18 protein-coding genes are annotated in these 23,488 nt (G+C 66.2%); 5 read left to right on the top strand and 13 right to left on the bottom strand.

The genetic code is table 11. The annotated features are described in order from the left end of the window. Nucleotides 1-8: 8 nt before the first annotated feature. The 4 genes from LXT13_RS19420 to LXT13_RS19405 all read right to left on the bottom strand — a co-directional run bounded on the left by LXT13_RS19420 (nt 9) and on the right by LXT13_RS19405 (nt 6,413). Entirely contained in the window at nt 9-1,523 is a 1,515-nt protein-coding gene (locus tag LXT13_RS19420; RefSeq protein ID WP_233373622.1) for a methyl-accepting chemotaxis protein, read from the bottom strand. A 58-nt stretch (nt 1,524-1,581) separates the two neighbouring features. Beyond that, nucleotides 1,582-1,974, bottom strand: coding sequence for a type 2 periplasmic-binding domain-containing protein (locus LXT13_RS19415; RefSeq protein ID WP_233373621.1), 393 nt, complete (start codon nt 1,972-1,974; stop codon nt 1,582-1,584). Between the two features lie 21 nt (nt 1,975-1,995). Then, nucleotides 1,996-3,093: a porin gene (locus LXT13_RS19410; RefSeq protein ID WP_233373620.1), complete on the bottom strand. Its 1,098-nt coding sequence runs from the start codon at nt 3,091-3,093 to the stop codon at nt 1,996-1,998. A gap of 491 nt (nt 3,094-3,584) precedes the next feature. Next, complete coding sequence (locus tag LXT13_RS19405; protein ID WP_233373619.1) at nt 3,585-6,413, bottom strand: ATP-binding protein; 2,829 nt, start codon at nt 6,411-6,413, stop codon at nt 3,585-3,587. Nucleotides 6,414-6,523: 110 nt separating this feature from the next. On the opposite strand from LXT13_RS19405, the gene LXT13_RS19400 reads away from it, so the two are divergent. Beyond that, on the top strand, nt 6,524-7,867 hold the full coding sequence (locus LXT13_RS19400; RefSeq protein WP_233373618.1) for an MFS transporter: 1,344 nt from the start codon (nt 6,524-6,526) through the stop codon (nt 7,865-7,867). Here LXT13_RS19400 and LXT13_RS19395 read toward each other — a convergent pair. The 7 genes from LXT13_RS19395 to LXT13_RS19365 form a co-directional block, all read right to left on the bottom strand. Beyond that, the gene (locus LXT13_RS19395; RefSeq protein ID WP_233373617.1) at nt 7,860-10,676 is read right to left on the bottom strand and encodes an ATP-binding protein; all 2,817 of its coding nucleotides are present in this window, start codon (nt 10,674-10,676) and stop codon (nt 7,860-7,862) included. The two genes, LXT13_RS19400 and LXT13_RS19395, sit on opposite strands and share 8 nt — an antisense overlap. Nucleotides 10,677-10,678: 2 nt before the next feature. Then, nucleotides 10,679-12,889: a TonB-dependent receptor gene (locus LXT13_RS19390; protein ID WP_255719619.1), complete on the bottom strand. Its 2,211-nt coding sequence runs from the start codon at nt 12,887-12,889 to the stop codon at nt 10,679-10,681. Between the two features lie 125 nt (nt 12,890-13,014). Continuing rightward, a complete protein-coding gene (locus LXT13_RS19385; RefSeq protein ID WP_233373615.1) occupies nt 13,015-15,855 on the bottom strand; it encodes an ATP-binding protein in 2,841 nt (946 codons plus the stop codon). A gap of 264 nt (nt 15,856-16,119) precedes the next feature. Beyond that, nucleotides 16,120-16,266 (bottom strand): hypothetical protein, encoded by a 147-nt coding sequence (locus tag LXT13_RS19380; RefSeq protein WP_233373614.1) that lies wholly within the window; start codon nt 16,264-16,266, stop codon nt 16,120-16,122. 7 nt (nt 16,267-16,273) lie between these two features. Continuing rightward, nucleotides 16,274-16,879: a flavodoxin family protein gene (locus LXT13_RS19375; protein ID WP_233373613.1), complete on the bottom strand. Its 606-nt coding sequence runs from the start codon at nt 16,877-16,879 to the stop codon at nt 16,274-16,276. Nucleotides 16,880-16,922: 43 nt separating this feature from the next. Then, a complete protein-coding gene (locus LXT13_RS19370; RefSeq protein WP_233373612.1) occupies nt 16,923-17,852 on the bottom strand; it encodes an alpha/beta fold hydrolase in 930 nt (309 codons plus the stop codon). A 35-nt stretch (nt 17,853-17,887) separates the two neighbouring features. Beyond that, a complete protein-coding gene (locus LXT13_RS19365; protein WP_233373611.1) occupies nt 17,888-18,655 on the bottom strand; it encodes an SDR family oxidoreductase in 768 nt (255 codons plus the stop codon). A 208-nt stretch (nt 18,656-18,863) separates the two neighbouring features. Here LXT13_RS19365 and LXT13_RS19360 point away from each other — a divergent pair, with 208 nt between their 5' ends. After that, a complete protein-coding gene (locus LXT13_RS19360; RefSeq protein WP_233373610.1) occupies nt 18,864-19,553 on the top strand; it encodes a response regulator transcription factor in 690 nt (229 codons plus the stop codon). A 95-nt stretch (nt 19,554-19,648) separates the two neighbouring features. After that, nucleotides 19,649-21,154 carry an ATP-binding protein gene (locus LXT13_RS19355; protein WP_233373609.1) on the top strand — a complete coding sequence of 502 codons (1,506 nt, stop codon included), beginning with the start codon at nt 19,649-19,651 and terminating at the stop codon, nt 21,152-21,154. 88 nt (nt 21,155-21,242) lie between these two features. On the opposite strand, the gene LXT13_RS19350 is transcribed toward LXT13_RS19355, so the two are convergent. Continuing rightward, on the bottom strand, nt 21,243-21,587 hold the full coding sequence (locus LXT13_RS19350) for a LysR family transcriptional regulator (RefSeq protein WP_233373608.1): 345 nt from the start codon (nt 21,585-21,587) through the stop codon (nt 21,243-21,245). A gap of 42 nt (nt 21,588-21,629) precedes the next feature. Next, nucleotides 21,630-21,884 carry a hypothetical protein gene (locus LXT13_RS19345; RefSeq protein ID WP_233373607.1) on the bottom strand — a complete coding sequence of 85 codons (255 nt, stop codon included), beginning with the start codon at nt 21,882-21,884 and terminating at the stop codon, nt 21,630-21,632. Between the two features lie 265 nt (nt 21,885-22,149). On the opposite strand from LXT13_RS19345, the gene LXT13_RS19340 reads away from it, so the two are divergent. Together LXT13_RS19340 and LXT13_RS19335 are read left to right on the top strand one after the other, a co-directional pair. Further along, nucleotides 22,150-22,659, top strand: a complete 510-nt coding sequence (locus LXT13_RS19340; RefSeq protein ID WP_233373606.1) for a hypothetical protein — start codon at nt 22,150-22,152, stop codon at nt 22,657-22,659. A gap of 38 nt (nt 22,660-22,697) precedes the next feature. After that, nucleotides 22,698-23,486, top strand: coding sequence for an alpha/beta fold hydrolase (locus LXT13_RS19335; RefSeq protein ID WP_233373605.1), 789 nt, complete (start codon nt 22,698-22,700; stop codon nt 23,484-23,486). Nucleotides 23,487-23,488: the final 2 nt, after the last annotated feature.

Genomic DNA, 23,488 nt, shown 5'->3' with positions numbered 1-23,488 from the left:
CCCGCAGATCAGGCGCTTCGCCCCAGGTTGAAGGCTTCGACGGTTTGGGCCTGCTCCAGTGCGGCCTGCCTGAGGCCCACGGCAGCTGCCGCCGATTCCTCAACCAGCGCTGCGTTCTGCTGCGTGACGCTGTCGAGTTCGGATATCGCACCGCTGACCTTGTCGATGCCGCGGGCCTGCTCTGCTGCGGACGTCGAGATCTCTCCGATGATGCCCGCGACATGCCGCACCCCTGAAAGGATGTCCTGCATGGCCTGGCCGGCCTCGCGCACGCGTCGATCGCCTTCAGTGACCTTCTCACTGGACATCGAGATCAACTGCTTGATCTCGCGAGCGGCCTGTGCGCTGCGTTGCGCCAGCGAACGAACTTCGCCGGCGACGACAGCGAAGCCGCGGCCCTGCTCGCCGGCACGGGCAGCCTCGACGGCCGCATTCAAGGCCAGGATGTTGGTCTGGAAGGCAATGCCATCGATTACGCCGATGATTTCCCCGATGCGCCCCGAGGCCTGGGTGATTTCGGTCATGTTGCCGACCACACCACTGACGATGGATTCACCTCGCAGTGCGGAGTCGCTGGCTTGACGGGCGAGGTCGGTCGCCTGCTCTGCGCTGGCGGCGGTCAACCGCACGGTCGAGGACATTTCCTTCATCGAATGCGCGGTTTGCTCGAGATTCGCCGACATGCGCTCCGTGCGATCGCTCAGGTCCTGGCTGCCCGCCGCAATCTCAGCCGACGCCTGCGCAACCGCCTCTGCCGCCGAGCGGATGCCACGGACCGTACCGCGCAGTTGTACGGCCATCCTCAACAGCGCAGCATGCAGGGACGTCTCATTACCCGTCAGCCGCCCGTCCACGCTGAGGTCGCCAGCGGCGATGGCGTCGGCAATGCGGCGCAGCGCATCAGGCTCTTCACCCAAATCGCGCCAAACGGAGCTCACGATCAACTTCGCTCCAATACCGAGGCTGACCAGAATGACAGCGCCAATCCCGATGACGACGATCTGACTGCGCCCCACACCGGTACTGACGTTGCTCTGGGCCTGCTCCACCGCTTCTTCAGCGACTTTCCTCAACTCCTCGATCTGCTGGTCCCACTGCGTCTTGCCCAGCGTCATGCGCTGCATGCTGTCGCCGGCCTCGCCTTTGCCGGCCATGGCGTTGGCGGCCTGCATCGCTGCAGGAAGATAGCTTCCCAGCACGTCCCGCAGCTTGACGGCGCGTTCCTTCTGGAACGACAAGCCGAGCAGAACCTCAAGTTCCTTTTGAGCCCGGACCGACTGGGCCTGCGCCTCGCGCACCTTGTCCGCATCTCCCTCCGTTGCGGCGGCCTGAACGGCCGCACGGAAGTCTTCGACGGCCTGCGTCAGGCGGCTGACTGACTCCTTGGCTGGGTAGGCAACCGTTCTCAGGCCTTCCAGTGCGGCGGAAGTGCGCGCGCCTAACGCGTAGGTGATGGCAATGCCGATCATGAAGACCATCGCCGCCAATATCGGCAGCATCCAGATACGTTGCCGGAGTTTCATGATTGCGCTTCCCTGTCTCTACACGTGATTCACGTCATTCATTCCGCCGCATGGGGTCTCAAGGAAGAACCAGCAGCACCTTGACGCTGGCATCGACGGCACTCTTGTCGATGTAGCCGATCGCCTTCGGATTGGCTGCAACCTCTTTCTTCACGGCCGCGGCGTCAGGCGCCTCCTTCGGCGGCTGGCCCTTGCCGGTGAATGCCAACCGGGCCCAGGTGGCCTTGACCTGTGACGGATCCTTGCCGGTTGCCTTCTCGTAGAAGGTCGCCCGCACCGGCGAGGCTTCCGGCAGATCGATCGGCTGGGCCGCCTGGCTCTTGCCCAGGTAGATGTCGGTGATCTGCTCCTTGGTCAGCGCCGCGGCACCCGGATGCGCCACCACGGCGATGTCCGCGCATGCCGCCTGGCAGGCCATAAGCAACGAAGCAAGAGGCAGGTAGAAGCTCAAGTTCATGACGTATCACCCCAATCAGTAAACGAAGTCCATGGCCACGCTAAAGGTGGCCACGGGCTTGGAGATAAAGCCGTTGGCGGGAGGCGTGAAGCTGGCGCCGATCGTCTTCTGGGTGTCGACCCGTTCCAGCTGGAACTTCAGGTCGGCGAACGACAGCACGTCCCACCGCGCTCCCAGCGCGACGGTCTTTTGCGGATTGACGATGCTGCGGGACACACCGTCAGCCTTAGCCTTGACCTGGGCGAAGGACGCATACGGGAGCCACTTCCCCATCCGGTAGCCGGCCTGGAGGTACCACGCATCAGCGCCGATCAACGCGGGGAAATCGCTCGAACGCCGCTGAACGTATTCACCTTGCAGAACCACCTGCGACCGATCGACCGTGAAGCCAAATCCGTTGAAGGTGTAGGTGTCGCGGACGCCGGGGCCAAAGAGGGGGGCCAGGTCCAGGCCGGCGGTGGTCTGGCCCAGGCGCAACGTGTACCAGTCGCCATCCCAGACGAGATTGAAGCTTCGGGTGTTGCTGGACTTGAGGCTGAGCGCTGGGCCGTCTACTGAAGATTTGCCATAGAGGACGCTGGTCGTCAGCGTCCCGCCACCCAGCTTGACGGCGTAGCTGGCATCCGCACCCTTCAGGCCGCCATTCAGCAGGTCAAGGCTGTAGACCTCGTTGGATGGGCGCAGCGCCGTGTTCGCATAGCCGATGCGGCGCGAATCGGACACCAGGAAGTTGGGAAGCGCGACCTTGCCGAGGCGGACGTTCAGGTTCTCGACCGGCGTGACCTTCACGTAGGCCCATTCGAAGCGGGTCGTGAAGTTGTCGGTAAAGCGCTGAGCGGTCAGCGTCTGAACGGTGGCCGAGAGCCAGTCGTTGGCCTTGGCTGTCAACTGGAGACCCAGGTTGGAATCGACCAGCAGACTCGCGCTCTTCGAAGCGCCCTTGACCTGCTGCTCGCGGATGTACTGAGCCTCATCCGAGTTCGTTTGGACAGCGCCCAAAGTGCCAAAGGCACTGAAGGTGAAGTGCTCACCGATCGCGGTTTCAGCCGTCACGGGCTGGGCAAGTGCTGCAACGGCAGCGACGGACAGGAGTTTTAGATGGGAGCGTGTCATGGAGCATCCTCAGAAATGTTGTTAAACAACCATTTCTGAACTCTAAATCTGCAAATTCGATAATGAAACATGACTAAATGGAAACAACAGCGAACATGCAAATCATTTCACGCAATTCACGGATGGGCCGGTATCCTTGGACGTCGTGCGACAGAAGGCCTTCGAAGGTGATTTAGTGCCGTACAACGGCCCCCGACTTGAGCTAGCGAACATGCGCAAGTGACACCTCCCGGTGTCAAGGCTCAAGCGCCCACGAGGCCTCGGCTGCCGGTTTGCGCTGCCCCAGTGCAGGAGTGCGGGGAGCCCACTCTGATTGTCATCGTGGCGCCAGTCTCCTAGAGCTCCAATTGCACGCCATATGGTGACGCAGATGCCTTAGCACCGGTTCCACGTGAGTCGCCAGCCCTCAGAGATTGAACCGCCCCCAGAAGTTGGACTCAGTATCTGTGCGCTGCGCGATGGCCCGAGTCGCGACGCGATGTAGGCAGCGGCTAGATACTGGAATCTTCAATCAATGCCTGCGCCGCCCGCCAGTCAGCGGTTTCAAACCCTTCTGCGAAGCGAGCGAACACCGGTTCCAGGATTGCCCTGGCCTCTGATCTTCTATCGTGCCTATGCAAGTGGCGCGCGAGACTCGTTGCGGTGCGGAGTTCCCACGATGCCGCCTCGTGCTCGCGCGCGAGGACGAGTGAACGTCGTAGCAACACTTCACCTCTGGCACGTCCATCAGCGGAACGCTGTCGCAACGCACGCTCACCCTGTAAGCGCAGGGCTTCGGCTGCGCACCAGCCAACTAGGCCCGATTCAACTCGCTGGATACAGCGAGGCGTAAGCCAGCGGTCATCCAGTGTGGCGAGATGGTCCGCTAGCACCGGCTCAGGCTCCTCGAACCAATTGGCATCGGCAGACGGCGGAACCTCACCCCCGTCACGCAACGACACCATGCTCCGCAGACCTCGACTCCAACGAAGCCAGTGGGAAAAGCCGAGCAACTTTTCAAGGTCGACCAGTTGACTGGCCAACAACCTCGCCGGCTCGATCAGGCCACTCCACAACGCGATGACAAGCGAGCCCATCACGATGACTTGGCACTGCGCCAGCGGCGAATCGGTGCGCGCGTGTTCGATCGCCTCCTCAGCCATCGCCGCGGCGCTGTCGGGGCGGCCCTGCATCCACAGCGTCCGGGCGAGCACGACGCGCATCGACACCCGCAGTTCGACGGGCGACGGGTTATAGCTCAAGGGGATCGTTCGCCAGGCCTCGTCCAGCACACCACGCGCCATGCAGGCAGCCTGGGTGTGCCGACCCGTGAAGTGAAGCGTCTGGGCTTGAATGCGCGAAGCGACGAGACGGGCAATAGGATCATCGACACCTTCGGCGAGCTGTTCCAGCTTGTCGGCCCAGACGGCACTGTCTTTGAAGTCCCCTCGAATGACTGCCATGGCCCACATGCCGTTGACGCCGGAGAACCGTTGAAGCGCTTGATCGGCGCCGGTTAGCGATGTGGCCGCCGTCTCCAGCGCCGGCACGATGGAAACGCGCCGGCCCATGCCAAGGCACGCGATAAGGAACGTGAGCCGTCTGCGCAGACCCTCGGCAATCGTTGCATCGAGCGAGCCGCCCGTATGGGCGACGTCCACAGCGATGGCATCGATGGCTCGCTGCACCCGTTCGGTGAACTCGTCGACCAACAACATCTGGCGTCCGATCGCAAAGCCGGCGATCGTCAGCTCCACGCCCAGCGCGACATCGCCGTCCGGCGAGAAGGCCCAGTCGAGCGCCGCGCGAATGTCATCGATTAGCGATGCGTAGCGGGACGTCCAATGCTGCCGCGTCATGCGGTTCCAGGCACTGTCAGCCTCGGCCAACACACCGGCCAGCCAGTGAGCGTGGCGCAGGCTCACGGCCTTGCGCTCACTGGACTCGTCCAGTTTCTGACCAGCGTAGGCGCGCGTGGTGTCGAGTAGGCGCCTCAAGTCGGGATCGTTGCCGCGCCCCGGGGCGATCAGCGACTTGGCGACAAGGTCCAGCACCGCATCGTGCACCTCGTCTGCGCTGAGCCAATCGTCGCCAACCACTCGCGCCGCCATCGCCGTGCTGAAACCGCTGCGGAACACCGAGAGCCGCCGCAGTACCGTCTGTTCCACCGGTGAGAGCAGTTGATAGCTCCAATCGAGCAGCGCCGCCAAGGTACTGTGGCGCGCAGGGACATGGCGATGCCGCACCGGGAGGTCGAGCAGCAGGCTCTCGAGCTGCTGCGACAAACCGGCGAGACCCATCGATCCGACCCGTGCTGCGACGATCTCTATGGCCAGTGCGATGCCGTCCAGCCGGCTGCACAGGGAGACGAGTTGCGGCACGTCGGTGTCTGCCAGCATGAAGTGCGGTGCTACAGCCCGCGCGCGCTCGACGAACAGGCAGAGGGCCGAGAATGCCATCGCCTCCGGAATGGAGCGCGCCTCACCCGGCTGCGGCAGCGCCAGCGGCGCCAGCCGGTAGAGCCATTCGCCGCGAGCACGCAGGGGCTCGCGGCTGGTGGCCAGCACGGCCACGCGGGAGCCTGCCCCACCAAGCGCCTCGGCCAACTCGGCGGCCGCGTCGATCACATGTTCGCAACTGTCCAGCACAACCAACGCCTGGCGCTCGTTCGCCCATTGCTGCAGCACGGTGGACGCGGAGGTGTAGTCGGTGAGACAGCCAACGGTCGAGGCAACGCGCTGCGCCAGAAGCGTCGGATCGACGACCGGCGCGAGGTCCACGACGTAAACCCCATCAGGATAGTCAGCCGCCGCGACGTGCGCTGTCGCCAGCGCCACGGTCGTTTTCCCCATCCCGCCCGCAGCAAGAATGGTGACGAAGCGCCGAGCCTTCAATTGCTCTACGACACGGGCGATCGCCTCCTCCCGACCTAGGATGTCGAAGCGCTTTGCCGGCAGCGCGGTGCGCGGCGCGCTTGCACGGCTCGCGTCCACCAGCGCGAAGCGAGGTTCGGCGTCATCGGGGTACCAGGCGACGTACCAGGCATCCGAATACATGCTCAACGCGTTATTGATGTCGCCCACCTGCACGCACAGATGCTCGACATCGCCTCCCGGCTCGCTCACGCCGGACGCCTCCAGCTGTGCCACCGAAGCGCCGGCCGGCGTGACGGCGATGGCTGCCAGCAGCGCAACGGCCGGCGCATCCAGCGCGACAGCGCGGGCACCTACATGCAAGCCAAGCGGCTCAGCGGTCAGGAGAAAGGGCCCGAAGGCGAGGGTCTCGGTCTCGCGCATCACCTGTGCAATGGATTTGTCGTCGCCGACGATGGTCGCATCCACGATGAAACCGAGGCGTGAATTTGCGTGAATCCTGGGGCGAGTCGGGTGGTCGCGGCATTCGCAGTGGGTATCGTGACAACGCATTCCGCCCGATCTCCCTCCGTCACGACATGGCCTCCTTGCCGAACATCGACCTTGCCGAACGCCTGGACCGCCTGCCGGTGACGCAGCTGCATGTGATGGCGATGCTGATGTGCGGCATGGGCATGATGATCGACACGCTCGAGATGGCGTTCGGCGGCGTGCTGGGCACCGTGTTTTCGACCCAATCGCCGCCGGTGCCTCCCGTCGAGCTGGGCCTTTTGCTGTCTGCTGTGTTCGTTGGTGCGGTCATCGGCGCCCCCCTGCTGGGGTGGTGGGCCGACCGGCAAGGACGGCGCGTGGCACTGGTGGGTGTCATGCTGTGGATCTGCGTTGCCTCGCTGGGCGCCGCCATAGCAGACGGCGTCGGGCAGCTCACGCTGTGCCGACTACTCGGCGGCCTGGCACTCGGCGGCTATCCACCCATCGTCATCGCCTACCTCACGGACCTTCTGCCGCCGCAGCGGCGGGCCTCTCTGATCTTCTTAAGCCTGACGCCGGCGCTACTAGGCCCGCCCGCTGCCATCTTCATGGTGCGCTGGCTTGCGCCGCTACAGCCGCTGGGACTCGAAGGCTGGCGCTGGGGATTTTTCGTAGGCAGCGCGTGTGCTCTATTGTCCGCAGTGTCCTTCTTCGCGCTGCCGGAGTCACCGCGCTGGTTGCTCGCACGCGGTCGGGCAGCCAAGGCCGAGGCGGTTCTGCAACACTTCGAACGTTCAGCTGCGGTGCTCGCCATGCCGCCGGTCTCGCCAGGTGCCGCCGCATCAGGTGAAGCGCCCTCCGCTGCCAACACCGCGCCGGCCATCCCCATGCTATGGCGCTGGCTCGCGGTCGTGGGTCTGTTCTTGCTGAGCCCGTGGGCGACCATCGCCTTCCCGCTGCTGACAGGCGCCGTGCTGGCACAGCGCGGCTTCAAGCTGGATGCGGCGCTGCTGATCTTCGGGCTCTCGTCGATGGGCCCGCTGATGGGCACCTTGGTCGCGTCCACGGTGATGGACCGCCTCGACCGCCGGCTCGCGATGGCAACATGCGTTGTCGCCATGCTGGCCTGCGGCACGGCTTTCAACTTCAGCACCGGCACCGCAGCATTGATCGTGGCCATGGGCCTGTTCAATCTCTCCGTGGCGCTCTATGTGCCGCTGCTCACGGTCTACAGCGCAGAGTTGTTCCCGACCGGCCAGCGGGCATCGGCCAGCGCCATCGCGTGGGCGATCAACCGCCTGGGTGGAGCGCTGGGTCCGCTGCTGCTGGTGCCGACGCTACGTGGAGCAGGGCCGTCCGTGATGTTCGCCGTCGTGGCCGTGAGCCTGCTGGCGACGCTGGCCGTGCTGGCCGCATCGCCCCCGGGGCTCGAACGGCAGGCGGTCAGTTGACGGTGTCGCAGGCGGATAGCAATGCCGCGGCGCGCCGCAAGTCCGCCGTCCCGCCACCTTCGGTGATTCCGGCCAACGCCTCCTGAAGCAACGCGCGAGCCGGATCGCGCCTGCCCGCGTCTTGCCACTGCGCGGCGAGACTGGTCACCGCACGCAATTCCCACGCACGCGCGCCCTGGCTGCGCGCCAGCGCCACCGCGCGCAGCAGCTGCAGCTCGTCGTTCGCGCGCTCGCCCACCACGCGCAGCACCTCCGGCGCGCACCAGCCCACCGTGCCGGACCCCACACGCTCCAGCACGGCCGGCCCGACGAATTGCGGGGCCAGCGTGGAGAGCATGTCCGTCTGCATGTCGTTGCCCCGATCCGTGTTGCCGAGCCGCGCGCGCAGCGCGTCGACGTCGTGGCCGCGCAGCGCGAGCACCTTGCAGTAGGTGTGCGGCCAGGCCATCCAGAAGCTTTGGGCATGGGTGAGTTCGTGGTCCACGAGCCGGACCAGGAAGGACAGCGCCTGTGCGTCGTCCCCGCGCCAGAGCAGGATGGGCATGAGGGCGAGCGACAGCGTGTGGCTTAGCGCGAACGGGTGGGCGGCCTCACAGAATCGCAGCAGCTCCAGGGCCCGATCGAGTGCCTCGTCCGCGAAGCCCTGCATCCACCGAATCCGGGCCTGCAGCGTGCCCATCGACACTGGCAGCGGCAGTTGCGTGTATGAGCCGGCTCGCCACGGGCCCGCGTGTTCCAGGACTCGCTCGCAGCTTTTCCACGCGGCCTCGTACTGGCCCAGGTAATGTCGGCCGAGTGCCTCGAAGCGCCATCCCGCCATGGTGGCCGCGGCATGGGTCGGATCCAGTGGATCGACCGGCAGAGCTGCGTAGCGTGCCGCACGCGACACAACAGTGGGGTAGTCGCCCTTGCCGAAAGCGTTGACGCACAGCGCAAACAAAGCCATCCGCTGCTGTTCAGGCGAACCGATGCGATACGCAAGGTCTTCTAGCTGGGCTGGCGTGTCGGCGGGAATGATGTGATCGAGCAGGCACTGACCGCTGACCATGCACAACAGCGTCAGCAGCTGAAGTCCCAGACTCGCATTGGGATCCGCATGCGATCGCAAGGCGGCAAGCCCGGCAAGCGCACGTGGCAGGAACTCGTCATTGAGGCCAATCTCCAATTGCAGCCGCCCGGACTCGATCACCAGTTCAGCACCGAGCACGGGGTCGGCGCCGGGACCGTGGGTCCAGTCCAGAGCTGCGCGCACGTCCGGCATGGCGGCGGCATGCACAGAGCGCCACAACGCGAGCGGAGTGTCCGGGTTCCGCAGCTCTGCGTTGGCCCGAGCGAGCAAATCGCGCATGCTTAGCGCATGGCGCCGCGCGACCGCCTGCACATCGCCGTCCTCGGCGAGCCGCTCCGCGGCATAGAGCCGCGCCACGAACAGCAGGCGATAGCGGGCGGCCCCTCCGGGCTCCAGCACCACCAGCGAGCGCGAGACAAGGTCGAGCACACAGGTAATCACCCGACGCCTCGGAATGCGCTCGCAGCCGGCCACCTCAGCCGCTGCCTGCAGGTCGAAGCTTGAACGGAAGACCGACAAGCGGTGCAGCACCGCGCGCGTGTCGGCTTCCATCAGGTCGTGGCTCCAGTCCAGCAGGGCCTGCAGCGTCTGATGGCGGGGCAGCGCGGTGCGGCGCCCCCTGCGCAGCAGCCTGAAGACATCGTCAAGACGGTCCGCCAGCGCCTGGATGCCGAGATTGCCGACGCGCGAAGCGGCCAGCTCGATGGCCAGCGGCATGCCGTCGAGGTGGCGGCAGATTCTGATGCTCGCCGCCAGGTTGGTGGGCGACAGCAGGAAGTCGTTGTCGCTCGCAGCGGCACGCTCAACGAAGAGACGCAGCGAAGCGAAGGCGAGTGCGTCCTCGACGCTGGATGCTGTTTCAAGAGGCGGCACCGCCAAGGGGTCTAAGCGATAGATGGTTTCCGTCTCGGCCTCGAGCGGTTCGCGGCTCGTGGCCAGGATGCGGACCCGAGGGGCAACGCGCAGCAGGCGTTCAGCGAGTGCGGCGGCTGCGGCCGCCAGATGCTCGCAGTTGTCCAAAACGATGAGCAGGTCTCGCGCGGCGAGCGCCTCGTCCAGCAGCGGCAATGGATCCGACTCCGGCGCGGCGACGCCAGCGGCCGCCGCCAGCGCATGCGGCACCAGCGACGCATCGTCCAGCGGCGCAAGGTCGACAAAGCAGGCTCCGTCGGCATGCCGGTGTACGGCGGCTGCGGCGAGGGCCAACGCGACGGTCGTCTTCCCCATACCGCCGGGCGACACGATGGTAACCAGCCGGGACCTCTCCAGCTTGGCCGACAGAACATCCAGTTCCTGGTCCCGGCCGACGATGCCTGTCAGACGGGTGGGTAGCAACCGGGGCGACATCGGCGCGACGGTCATCGCCCCAGGAGGCACGCAGGAGGTCTGAGTCTGCGTGACGTTCATGACGAAGCTGTAGCCCCGACCCGGCAGGCTTGCGATGTATCGCCTGCCGTCCACACCATCGCCCAGCGCCTTGCGCAGTGCCGACATGTGGACGCGCAGGCTCGATTCCTCCACCACGGTGCGCGGCCAGACCTGCGCGAACAGGTCCGCGTGACTCACCACATCGCCCGCGCGCTCGACCAGCGCGACGAGCAAGTCCAGCGCGCGGCTGCCGAGCCGGACGACATCACCGCCTTGCATGAGGCGCTTTCGCGCGGGGTCGAGCGTGAAGGGCCCGAAGTTCAGCGCCCGCTCGAACTCCGGGTCAGTTGGGGAGCCAAGGACGCCTGGCATTTCTAGAAATCGTGGCGCAGCGTGGCGAGCCAGGTTCGCGGCGCGTTGAAGTTGGCCGCGTCGACATCGACCGAGGGAATCATCGTGCGCAGCACCACGTAAGTGCGGTTGGTGACGTTGCGCAAGCGCACCGAGAAGGTCCAGCTTCGCTCGGGACTGGTCCAGCTGGTGCCGAGGTTGACGTAGGTCTGCGGCTCGATCGCGATGGCAGCGGTGTTCTGCACGTCAGCGTACTGCTTCGACAGGTGCTGCAGCGTGGCATTGAACTCGAGCGAGGACCCGTCTGCCAACGGCTGCACGTGGCCGAACCGGGCCGAAAGCGACACGTGCGAGGCATACGGCAGCTCGTTGCCGACATAGTTGCTGAGGGCGGCACCGGTCGGGTTGGCGAACTCTTCGATGCGGCTGCGCAACAACTCCAAGGCCAGCGCCACCTCGGTCCGAGCGGCGACTTTGGCGGCCAAGTCCACGTCGACGCCGTAGGTCTTCGCCCGGCCGGCGTTGACCAGCACCTGATCAGGCACGTGCACGCCGTTGATCACCGTGTTCTGCAACGAGGCCAAATACTCGCCGTAACGATTCAGGAACACCGCCACATCCGCCGTCAGGCGCCCGTCCGCAAGCCGCCACTTGCTGCCGAGTTCCCAGGTGCTCACCTTCTCGGGGCGGGCGGCATAGGTGGAGGCGATCTCGGAGGCGGTGGCGCGGTTGAACCCGCCGAACTTCTGGCCCATCGCAAAACTGGCGTACAGGAAATGGTCGCCGTTGCGCTGCCAATCAACGCCCAGCCGGGGCAGCAGGCCCTGGCTGGAGGTCGTGAGCCCAGTGGCGTTGTAAACCTCCTGCGTGCGTTGCTGGAAGGCATCGAGTTTCCAGAACTGGTTGCCGCCGGTCTGTTTCGTCCGGTAGCCCCGCAGCCCCGCCGTCAGGCCGAACTCGTCTGTCCACTGGTAGTGGGCCTGACCATAGAGGCCGACGTCCGTCGTCTCCAGATGCGTTTGGCCCTCGGTATCGAGGCGCGGACGCGGGAGTGGGGGAATCTGGTCGACGATGCGGTCGAAGTCGAAGCGATCGGAGACCAGCATAAGGCCCGTGGTCCACTCCAGGCGGTCTTGCTTCGCCTGCAACTGGATCTCCTGCGAGAAGGCCTTCTGTTCCACCGTCTGCGACAGCAGGTAGCGCAGCACGGCCTTGCCGCCGATGTCTGCAATCGTCGGGTCATCCCGATAGGCTCGGTAACCCGTGATCGACAGCAGGTCGATGCCATCGCCCAACGGATGGCGAGCCTTAAGCTGCAGCCCACCAGCGACTCGCTTGAACGGCCCGGTCGTCGCGGTCACGAAGGTCACTCGCGGGGAGGAATGCGGATCGTTGAGCGGGAAGTTGCCCGTGTTGGCGTCCGACCGATCGAGAAGGCCATCGACGGCCAGCACCACGTCCGTGCCGGACGGCTGCGCCAGGCGAAGCTTGGCGCGAAACTGAGTGGCGTCGAGCTTGTTGACTCGCTCGCCCGTGGACTCGTTGAGGCCGAAGCCATTGTTGGCACGGCTCGAAAGCGCGAAGCTGCCCGAGAGAGGACCATCACCGATCGGACCGTTGACGTAGGCATGCAGCTCGGCATTGCGGTAGTTGCCGAAGCCCACGGAACCCCAGGCCACAGCCGACCGGGTCGGGTCGAGGGAGATCACCCGCACAGCGCCGGCGGTCGAGTTCTGACCGTACAGCGTGCCCTGGGGGCCTCGCAGCACCTCGATGCGCGCGATGTCCGGCAGGTCCCACAGCGCGGTCGCGTACCCGCGCACCAGCGGCACGTCGTCCAAGTAGATGCCGACCGCCTGGCTCATCGCAGGCACCGACACGCCCATACCGCGGATGCCCACGGCCTGCGGCTGGTTGCTGAAGCCGTTCGGCACCGTGACGCCGGGCACGGTGCCAACGAGATCGCTGAGTTGGGCCGTGCCGTTCACGTCGATGGCGTGCTGGTCCAGCACGCCGACCGACAGCGGCGTCTTGCCCAGTACGCTCTGCCGGCGCTGCGCCGTGACGATGACGGGCCGCAATGCTGAGGTGGCCACTGCCGAGGAGGCCGCACCTTCGGGCGGCAGGGGCGCGTCCTGCGCTGTGGCCGCCAACGCGAGGACACCCGGCAACAGCCCGGCGACCCATGTCAACGAGCCGCCGCATTCACTCCGTCCCAAGCCCCCATGCACCATCTCGACTCCACAACGTCCAGCGCGCGCCTCGACGAAGCGCCATGCCAGGCATGATCGCCGCCGCCATTCAGGCGTCCGCGTGAATCGGTGTGAAAACTGGTGAGGCCATCAGGCCAGCCGGCACGTCAGCCCAGTTCGGCGATCAGTTCACGTGCGGCCGAGACGTCGGCCGTGGCATGGCCTTCCTCGAAGCGCTGGTACACCTCTGAGAGCATGCCGTAAGCTCTCTGTCGCCGGCCCTGCTCCTGCCATAGTCGGGCCAGACTGGTGGCGCTGCGGAGTTCCCAGGACAAGGCATTCTGGGCGCGTGCCATAGCCAGCGAGCGGGTCAGCTCCTTCTCGGCCGCCACCGCCTGGTCGGGCGCGCCGCGCAGCCGGTTCTCGGCATGCGCCCGAAGGATCTCAGGCGCGCACCAGCCCACCACACCGCTGTCTGCCCGCTCCACCCCAATAGAGGACACCGAGCTCTCGACCAGCGTGCCCAGCATGTCCAGCTCGCCCATGCCCGATAGGCTCTCCATAGGCCCGAGTTCCATGCCCAAACGCAGGTTCCCGCCGCCGGCGCGCACTGTCAGCACCTTCTCGAAGCTGCGAGCCCACGACTGCCAATAGGCCTGGGAATGCCGTTCGGCATGGCGACGAAGACGCTCAACCAGCACCTGGGCGCGCTCGTTGTCTCCGCGCCATAGCGCGATGGGAATTGTTCCCATGGCCAGTGCCTGGCTCAGCGCGAGCGGGTTGTCACTTTCGGCATGAGCCTCTGCCTGGGCGGCGCGCTCGACGGCGCGATCGCAGGCGCCCTGCATCCACAGGATGCGTGCCTGCAGGATGCCCATGGACACCGACCTTGGAATGTGGCCGATGTACTGGCGATAGGCATTGCCGGCGGGGTAGTGCAACACGCGCTCGGTCAGCGGCTTGGCGGCCTCGTGCTGGCCCAGGTAGTGATGGCTCAAGGCAAGAAAGCGATCGGACAGCAACACGGCCGCCGGATCGTCCGGTTCGGGAACGTACTGCCGGATGCTTCGAGCCACCTTGCCGACCTCGCGGTAGTCACCGATGCCAAAGGCCTTGGCACAGAGGGCGAACAGCGCCTCGATGCGTTGTGCTTTCGAGTCGAGCTGCGTCGCGAGCTCCAACGTGCGCCTGACATGGACGTCGTGCGCGAAATGACGGCCTCTCGTCTGGGCCCCCAGAAAACCTCGCGCAGCACACAGGCGCAACTCCAGCCCCGGCTGCGGCGGCTGCAGGGTCCCGACCGCCTCCATCGCAATGTCCACCCAGCCCCGGAACTCGTCGATCAAGCCGAGTTCGTAGACAAGATCTGCCGCCGCCACCGTAAGCTGCACACCGAGCAATGCTTCACCTGCAGGTGAAAACGCCCAATCCAGGCCGGCGCGGATGTCGTCCATCATCCGTCCATAGCTCTGCAACCACTCGCCGATCGGCTGTGTGTCGCGCTGGGGCACGCTCTGCAGCAGCACATCGCGGCAATGGGTGGCGTGGGCAAGTGCCAGCCGTCGTGCCTCCCCACTTGAAGCCAGCTTCTCAGCAGCATAGGTTCGCGTCGTATACAGCAGCCGGTGCATGACGGCATGGCCATTGACATCAACCGCCACGAGCGACTTGCCTGCCAACCCCAGTACGCCGTCCACCACCGCCTGGGCGGACAGCTCGGCGTCGGCCAGCACGGCGGCTGCTGATTGAAGCGAAAACGCCGAGCGGAAGATCGAGAGCCGACGCAGCACCACGCGCTCGCCGTCAGTGAGAAGGTCATGACTCCAGTCGAGCAGAGCCTGCAGCGTGCGGTGACGCGGCAATACGGTGCGCCTGCCGCGAGTGAGCAGCGTGAACATTTCCTCTAGCCGCGCCGCCAGGCCGTGCAACCCGAGGCTGTCAATGCGGGCGGCGGCAAGTTCGATCGCCAACGGCATGCCGTCGAGTTGACGGCACAGGTGGGCTACAACGGCGATATTCGCCTCGTCCAGCGCGAAGCTGTCGGAATTCGCCCCGGCTCGCTCGGCAAACAATTGAACCGCCGCGAACGTGCGGGCCTGCTCCAGCGGCGTCGGCTCCGCAGGGTCCGGAGCCTCGAGCGCCGCCAAGCGATGCACCCACTCGCCTTCAGCGTCAAGGGCTTCGCGGCTGGTCGCCAGGATGCGGATATGCGGCGCCTCGCGCAGCACGCGTTCAGCGAGGGAGGCCGCGCCGTCGATGACATGCTCGCAGTTGTCCAGCACGATCAGCATGCGGCTCTCGCGTAGCGGTTCGCGCAGGTTGGCCCAGGGATCCGTTGACGAGACTGAGATGCCGAGTGCGGAAGCCAGCGCCAGCGGTACGCGGGCTGGATCGGACAGAGGCGCGAGGTCAACGAACCACACGCCGTCCGCGAAGCGCTCGAGCTGAGACTCCGCCACGGCGAGCGCCACGGTTGTCTTGCCCATTCCGCCCGGCGCGACGATGGAAACCAGACGCTGCCGAGCCAGCCTCTCCGAGAGCGCATAAGTCACGGTCAAGCGCCCGATGGCATGGCTCAGCCGACCTGGGAGGTTGTGGGTCCGTCGAGCCGGTGGCACGGGGCCAAGTACCACGGCGACCGCTTCCTGCATCGCCTCCGGCTGCTCTGAAGCAAGGGCCACCACGGGTACGACAAAGCTGTAACCCCGCCCCGGCACATTGGCGATGTAGCGTGCCCCCCCGACACCGTCACCGAGTGCCTTGCGCAAGGCCGAGATGTGCACGCGCAGGCTCGTCTCTTCGACGACCGTGCGCGGCCAGACTCGGGCTTCGAGTTCTGCCCGGCTCAGCACCTCACCCGAACGTTCGGCCAGGGCGCAAAGCAGGTCGAACGCGCGCCCGCCAAGGCGCAACACCTTGCCGTCTTCCAGCAATTGCTTGCTCGCGCGGTCGAGGACGAAACGTCCGAATGCGAGCGCCGGCAAGCCTCCACTCGTGTCGATTCGCATCGTGCGTGCTTTTGCGGGGCTGTTTTGAGAGGTATGGGCACCTCGGGAACCCGCGGAAATATAACTGGCACGAGCTTGGAGACGAGGGGTCGATACCCCTCATGGCGACCGTGCGATGCCTCATCCGGCAGCTGCCGCGACGGTGCGAGCGCAGCCATGGCGATCAGCGCCGCCTCGGCCGCAGGCAGCCAACGCGCCACGTCCATCGCCCGGCGCGCAGCAGCAGGGCGCTGCCGCCAAGCTGCAGCGCGATGACCGCCGCCGTCACACGCAGGACGGCGGTGCCACCGAGCAACCCGGCCACCTAGATCTGGGGCCGGCGAAGTCCAGAGCCTTCAGCACGCCGCTGATGAAATAGGGCAGCAGCAGGCCCAGCAAGGCCAGCCGCCGCCCATCCAGCACGATGCCCAAGCGGCACTCAAGACACGGCGGCGCGGCCGGCCACGAGCTGGCGCGCCACCATGGCGACGCGCCGGCCGAGGTGCTCCGCAGTCAGCAAGTCGGCTGGCGGTGGGGCCACGTCGGGGCCCTCGTCGGCGTTGGACTGCGCCGCAGCCCCCAGGAAGAAGCCGTGGCGGTTGACCATGTCCTCGGTTGATTTGGAATTGTTATGACCCGGGGGCAGACCGAGATTGACCCAGTGCATGCCATGCTGGGCCGCGAAAACGGCGAGTTGCTGCAGCGTGTGCAGCTTGTCGCCGGAGCGCGCGGCGGAGTTGGTAAAACCGGCCGCGACCTTGTCGTGCCACAGGCCGCCCTTGGCGAACACGGTGCGCGAGGTTGCGTCCATGAACACCTTGAACTGGGCGGACGCGCTACCCATGTAGGTCGGCGCACCGAAGACGATGGCATCGGCCTGGGCCAGCAGGTCCCAGTGCTGATCGACCTCGTCCACCGGCACCAGCGTCACCTCGACGTTGCCGGCGGCGTCGGCGCCGCGGGCGACGGCCTGTGCCTGCCGGGCGGTATGCCCGTAACCGCTGTGGTAGACGACGGCGAGGCGGATGGGGAAGTCATGGCTCATGAAGCACTCTCCTGAATAGGGATGGGAATGAAGCGCCGATGGCCTACTTGGCCAGAAAGTCCTTGATGCCCTGCACGGTGGCCGCGGGCTCCTCCTCCATCAGCCAGTGGCCGGCACGGGGGATGACCAACTCGGTTACGTTGGTAGCCGCGTTACGCATGGCTACGGCCTCCAGGGGGCCGAACGACTTTTCGCCACCGATGGCCAGCACGGGCATGGTGAGTTTGGTCTTCATCGATTCCAGGTTGTCCTTCGCGTCCTGCCGGAAGGCCTGGAATTGCGACAGCGCACCTTTCATCGCGCCTGGCCGGGCGTACAGCCGGGCGTAGTGGTTGCGCGTGCCCTCGTCGATCTTCTCGGGCTGGCCGCCGAAGTCGTTGTAGAAGCGGTCCAGGAAGATGCGTTCGCGCCCGGCCAACAGGCGAAACACGTCCTTGCCGTAGAAGTCGAAGTGCCACAGCTTGGGGTTGCGGACCACCTCATCCCACGGCGGGATGCCGGGGGGCGGCGCGTCCATCACAACCAGTTTCGTCGTCTTCGTGGGGAAGCTCGCGGCGTAGGCGTAGGCCACCATCACGCCGATGTCGTGGCCCACGACGTCGGCCTGGTCGATACCCAGCGTGTCCAGTACCCCACGGATGTCCCTGGCCTGGTTCATCTTCTCGTAGCCGTCCTCGGGCTTGGCCGACAAGCCGATGCCGCGCAGGTCCGGCACGACGACGCGGTGGTTCCTGGCCAGCTCGACGGCCAGCGGCGCCCACATGTCACCGGTGTCGCCGAAACCGTGCAGCAGCACGACGGCCGGGCCGCTGCCGCCGACGCGCACATGCAGCGTGGTGCCATTGGTGGCGATGTCCTGCTGCTTGAACGTGGCCGGATAGGGCTTGGGCTGCGCCACGGCGTGCGGCGCGGCGCTGATCGCCACGGCGGCCAGCAGCGCGGTGCCGAGCAGTTGGCGGATGAAGATCGACATGGAAACTCTCCTGTGAGTGGTACTGCGGTTGGGAATTAGGTGCGCGTGATCGACATGCCGCCGTCGACGAGCGACGCGGTGCCGGTCACAAAGGACGCGTCGTCCGACGCAAGGTAGAGCGCCGAGCGGGCCAGTTCCTCCGGTGCGGCCACGCGCTTCAGTGCATGGAGCTGCTTGAGGAAGGCCTGCGACTCGGGCGTGTCGTTCATGTCGCGGTACATGTCGGTATCGACCGCACCCGGCAGCAGCGCGTTAACGCGCACGCCTTGCGGACCGAACTCGGCGGCCAGCACCTGGGTCAAACCGATGAGCCCGGACTTGCTGGCGGCATAGGCCGCCACGCCAGGGAAGGCCGCGCTGTAGCCGACGAACGTGGACGTGAAGATCACCGAGCCGCCACCGTTCTTGAGCATCTGCGCGATCTGGTGCTTGGCGCCAAGGAAGGCGCCGGTGAGGTTGACGGCCAGCGCATCCACGAAGCCCAGCGCCGAAACCGCCGTGGACGGGCCCTGCTCACCGAGCGTGCCTGCGTTGTTGAAGGCCACATCCAGGCGGCCGTAGCGCTGCACGGCAAGCGCCACCAGCGCCTGTGCATAACCCTCCTCTCGCACGTCGCCGGCCAGCGAAAGCGCCGAACCGCCGCGGGCGTCAATCTCGCAGGCGAGGTCCTTCAGCTCGGCAGAGCGCCGCGCGCCCAGAACGACCTTGGCGCCTTCAGCCGCGAACAGCAGTGCGCTGGCGTGGCCTATACCGGAACTGGCGCCGGTGATGAGGGCCACCTTGCCCTTGAGACGTTGGCTCATTCGGAACTCCAGGGTCCGTGTTCGATGGCCTGAAGGTTGGTCGATCGCCGCGTGAAGTGCGAGTGAATCGGCGCGATTCCTCGTGAGCGATCTGTGAACGCGGGTGTGAAGCGTCGCGCTCGCAAGACTTCACGCCACTTCACTGGCCTCGGCGCGCCCTCTTGCTGACCATGGCGATGCCGGGCCGAGCCCCGATCAGGAGAGAACCATGCTGATACCCACCGCGATACATGTGCGGGTCACCCACCCCGAACCGCTCGTCCACCGCGGCATCCTGGCCACCTTGAGCGCGGACAGCCGCTTTCAGGTGGACGAGCGAGGTCCGGACGAGCCCTCATTCCCCGACTTGTCGCCGCCTCAGGTGCTCATCACCGACCTGCCTTTTGGCATCACAGCCGTGCTGCAGCGCACAGCAACGCCCGCTGTGCTGGTGTTGTCGCACCTCGACGGTGAGCTGAGCATCCGCGGCGCGCTGCAGCATGGCGTGAAGGGCTACCTCACTCACGACTGCCTGCCGGAGCAACTGGTAGACGCCGTCATGATGCTGGCCCGCGGCCAGCGCTACCTGCAGGGCAGCGTCGTGCAGCGCCTGGCGGACACCTTGTCGCAGGACCTTCCCACACCGCGCGAAGGCGACGTGCTGCGCCTGATGGCCACCGGGTTGTGCAACAAGGCCATCGCTGCGGAGCTCAACATCGGCTGCGGGACCGTGAAGACGCACGTCAAAGCGTTACTGGACAAGCTCGGCGCCCAGACCCGCACCGCCGCCGCCGACATCGCCAAACGCCGGGGCCTACTAGACCCAGTGGCTGCCAGCCTGGCCAGCGACCGGCTCGTACGGCGGCGAGGAGGCCATGCCGGGCGCCACCTACAGGCATCGGCGCATGCGCTCGCCTGAGTCTTCGCCAACTTTCACATCGATTCACGCCTGAGGTGCCCTGCGCCAACGATGATTCCTGGACGCGCAATGCCGCCGCGAAAAGGGTGTGTCGCATGTTCGACGTGGGGAGCGTGAAGGAGGCAGAACCGGACACCGGGCCGGCGGCTGTCGCCTTCGGCCCCTTCCGCTACGACCCGGTCCAACATGTCGTCAGCGACTGCCACGGGCCGCTGCGCCTAGGCAGCCGGGCCGTGCATCTGCTGTCCGTCCTGCTCGAGCAGCCGGGCCGGCTGTTCAGCCGCGACGAGCTCGTCGCCAGCATATGGCCGCACACGGTAGTTGAGGAGACAACTCTGCGCGTGCACATGTCCGCACTGCGCAGGGCGCTGGGCGACGGCGTGGCCGGCGCCCGCTACATCGCCAATGTGCAAGGCCGCGGCTACGTCTTTGTCGGAGAAGCTCGCCCCTTCCGTGCCGCCAGGCCTTCTGAAACGCCTGACATCCCTCCACCGTCCGACGCCCCCCGGCTGCCACCCCGCCTCACCCGCCCCATCGGGCGCCAGCACGCCATTGACCAGCTCGTCGAGTTGCTGGGGCGCGAGCGGCTCGTGACCATCGTCGGTGCGGGCGGCATGGGCAAGACGACAGTCGCGTTGGCCGTGGCCGACGTGCTAAGCCGCCGCTTTGCCGAAGGCATCCACCTCGTCGACTTCTCGCACCTGTCAGACCCGGCGCTGGTGACCGCCGAACTCGGACACACCCTGGAGCTGATCGTGCCATCGGACGGCTCGACTGCGGCGCTGGAATCCGCGCTGAACGACAAGCGGTTGCTACTCATCTTCGACAACTGCGAGCACGTCATCGACGCCGTCGCGGCGCTGGTTCACCGGCTCCTTCACACCTGTCCCGGCCTGCATTTCTTGGCCACCAGCCGCGAGCCCCTGGACATTGAAGCCGAATGGCTGTTCAAACTGCCGCCGCTGGCGCTGCCGTCACCCCATGAGTGGCTGGATCTGAAAGACCTGCTCGCCTCCCCTGCCATCGCGCTCTTTTCGGAACGCGCACAGGCCAGTTGCGATTCGTTCTGCCTGACCGAAGCGCTGGCACCGGCCGTGCGGCAGCTGTGCGACCGATTGGACGGCATTCCGCTGGCCATCGAGCTGGCCGCAGCGCGGGTGGACAGCCTCGGTGTGCACGAGCTGCTGCGGCGGCTGGAAAGCGCCTTCGAGCTGCTCACGCGCGGCCGTCGCACGGCACTCACTCGCCACCGTACGCTGCAGGCTGTGATGGACTGGAGCTACGACCTGCTCAGCGACAACGAACGCCTGGTGCTGCAGCGCCTGTCGGTGTTCCGTGGCGCATTTGACCTCGACGGTGCGGTCGCGGTCGCTACCTGCGCGCGCCTTGACCCGCAACGCGTCATCGAAGGCGTGCTGAGTCTGAGCGCGAAGTCTCTCATCGTGCTGGAGACGGCAGACGACCTGCGCGTGCACCGCCTGCTCTACATCACGCGTCTCTATGCTGAAAAGCGGCTGGCCGAGAGCGACGATGCGCCGGAGGTGCACCGACGGCATGCCACCTTCATCGTTGAAGGTCTGCAGCGTACGGGCCGCCCGTAGCGGCATCTCGCAGTACCACTTCGCCTGACGCTTCGTTGTCTTGTGCCGCCATGAGCGCTCCTGCCGCCGGAGCGCTTGTCGCTGGCCATCAACTCGAGCCGAAGCGGCAACAAATGCAACCGCCCGCCGCGATCCGTACACGGCCGGACAGCTCTTGAGCACTGCTCTTCAGCTCGCCATCCGCCTGCGCCAGTTCATCCGGCAACGGCTTCATGCTCTCGTAGTACTGCCGTCCGGCATCAGTCACCTTGACCACACGCGTGCTGCGATGAAGCAGCTGCACGCCGAGCCGTCGCTCCAGCGCACTCACGGACTTGCTGACGCCGGACCGCGAGTCACCCATGCGGCGCGCAGCGGCCGAGAAGCCCTCGGCCTCCACCGCGGACAGAAAGGCGGTCAGTTCTTGAATTCGAGGTCGATTCATCGAATGCATCGACAGGCACTCCAGCGGACTGGCAAGTCCGCAACGCTGTATTCAAAGCGATCGTGACAAGCCGGTGGCAGCCCAGCGCAACACGGCGGGCAGGCCGGCACGGTAAACGGCGCGCACAAGCAGGACGCCGCCGCCAACCTCCACGAGCGCCCAGGGCACATGAACGGCGTGCAGCAGCCCCCGGTGCCAGACATCGACGCGGCAGCTTGCTTCGCCGGCATGACAGTCGATGTGGGCCTCCGGCCAGATCAGTTCAAAGACGTAGCGCACCGTAGCGGTACTCGCGAGACGCTTCACGTCAGTCGCATCCGCCAACGCGCATGCGGCGGACGGTGATTGGTCGATCCGCGAACCGCCGTGGACGAATCGTGACAGCCCTGATGACCAAGACATGGCGCACTCCCATCGTGAAACGTCAGGCGACTGTGAAGCGAGGCCAAGCGGCGGACACCCCCCGCATGGGAGATGCAGACACTGCCATGTGGCAGGAGCGCGCGGCGGGACGAGTGCCTAGTCTTTAGGCACTCCCCACCCGGGCTCATTGCCAGAAAGGTTGTTTGTCATGCTTGGACTCTCCGCCCTCGGTACAGGGCACACGGCCATCGCCCTCGTCGCCGTGCTCAGCGGCTTCGCCATGTCGCTGCGCTTTGGTCGCATCGGTACCGACCTCGCGCTCGGCAAGATCTACATCGCCTGCACGGCGCTGGCCTGCCTGACCAGCCTGGGCATCTTCATGCACGGCGGCTTCAACGTTGCCCACAGCCTCGCGCTCATCACGCTCGTCGTGCTCGGCATCGCCCTGGCGGCCGGCCGCCACCGCGACACCAGCCGCGCGGCCACCTACGTTGAAACGCTGGGTTACTCCACCACCCTCTTCTTCCACATGATCCCGGCGCTGAACGAGACGTTCACACGCATCCCTGTCGGCGCACCGCTGTTCACTGGCCCGGACGACCCTGCCCTGCAACGGGTCTTTGGCTTTGTCTTCCTCACCTACCTGCTGGGCATCGGCCTGCAGGTGCGGCACATCTGGAGAACGCCGCTGCAGATGCGCAGGACCTGGCTGGCCTGATGCCCACATCCTCGCCCCCTTCATCAAAGGACCGCACCATGACCCGTTCCATCAGGCGCGCTCTCGCCGCAGGCATCGTGACCATCGCCACCGCCTCGGTCATGGCCGCGCCCCCCAAGCCCACCATCGTCCTGGTCCACGGGGCGTTCGCCGGCTCGTCGAGCTGGAACGGCGTCGTCGCTGAGCTCATCCAGCAGGGCTACACCGTCATCGCCGCCGCCAATCCGCTGCGCAGCGTGGCCACCGACGGTGCTTACGTCGCGGCGCTCGCCCGCTCGGTCGACGGCCCGGTGGTGCTGGTCGGCCACTCCTACGGCGGCGCCGTCATCTCAGCTGCGGCCAACGGGCTGCCGAATGCCAAGGCGCTGGTGTTCGTCGCGGCCTTCTCGCCCGACCAGGGTGAGAGCGCCCTCGCGCTGACAGCCAAGTTTCCCGGCTCCACGCTGCCGCCCACGCTCGCTGTGCCGGTCAAGCTCGCCGACGGCGGCGAAGACCTCTACGTGCAGCAAGACAAGTTCCCGCAGCAGTTCGCCGCCGACGTGCCGCTCGCGCAGGCCCAGACCATGGCGGCGACGCAGCGTCCGATCAAGGCGACGGCGCTGTCAGAGGCTGCGCCCGCGCCGGCATGGAAGGACCTTCCCTCCTGGGCCATCTACGGCACCGGTGACCTCAACATTCCTCCGCAAGCCATGGCCTTCATGGCCGAACGCGCGAAGGCGAAAAGGACCGTCGTGGTGAAGGACGGCTCGCACGCGCTGATGGTGTCCCATCCGCGCGAAGTCGCCGCGCTGATCGTGGAAGCCGCCCGCTCGAGCAGCCGCGACTGACA

The sequence above is a fragment of the Pelomonas cellulosilytica genome, from assembly GCF_021353265.1.
Classification (GTDB): domain Bacteria; phylum Pseudomonadota; class Gammaproteobacteria; order Burkholderiales; family Burkholderiaceae_C; genus Pelomonas; species Pelomonas cellulosilytica.
Note: the sequence above shows the minus strand (reverse complement) of the source record. Positions and strands in the feature narration are given on the sequence as shown.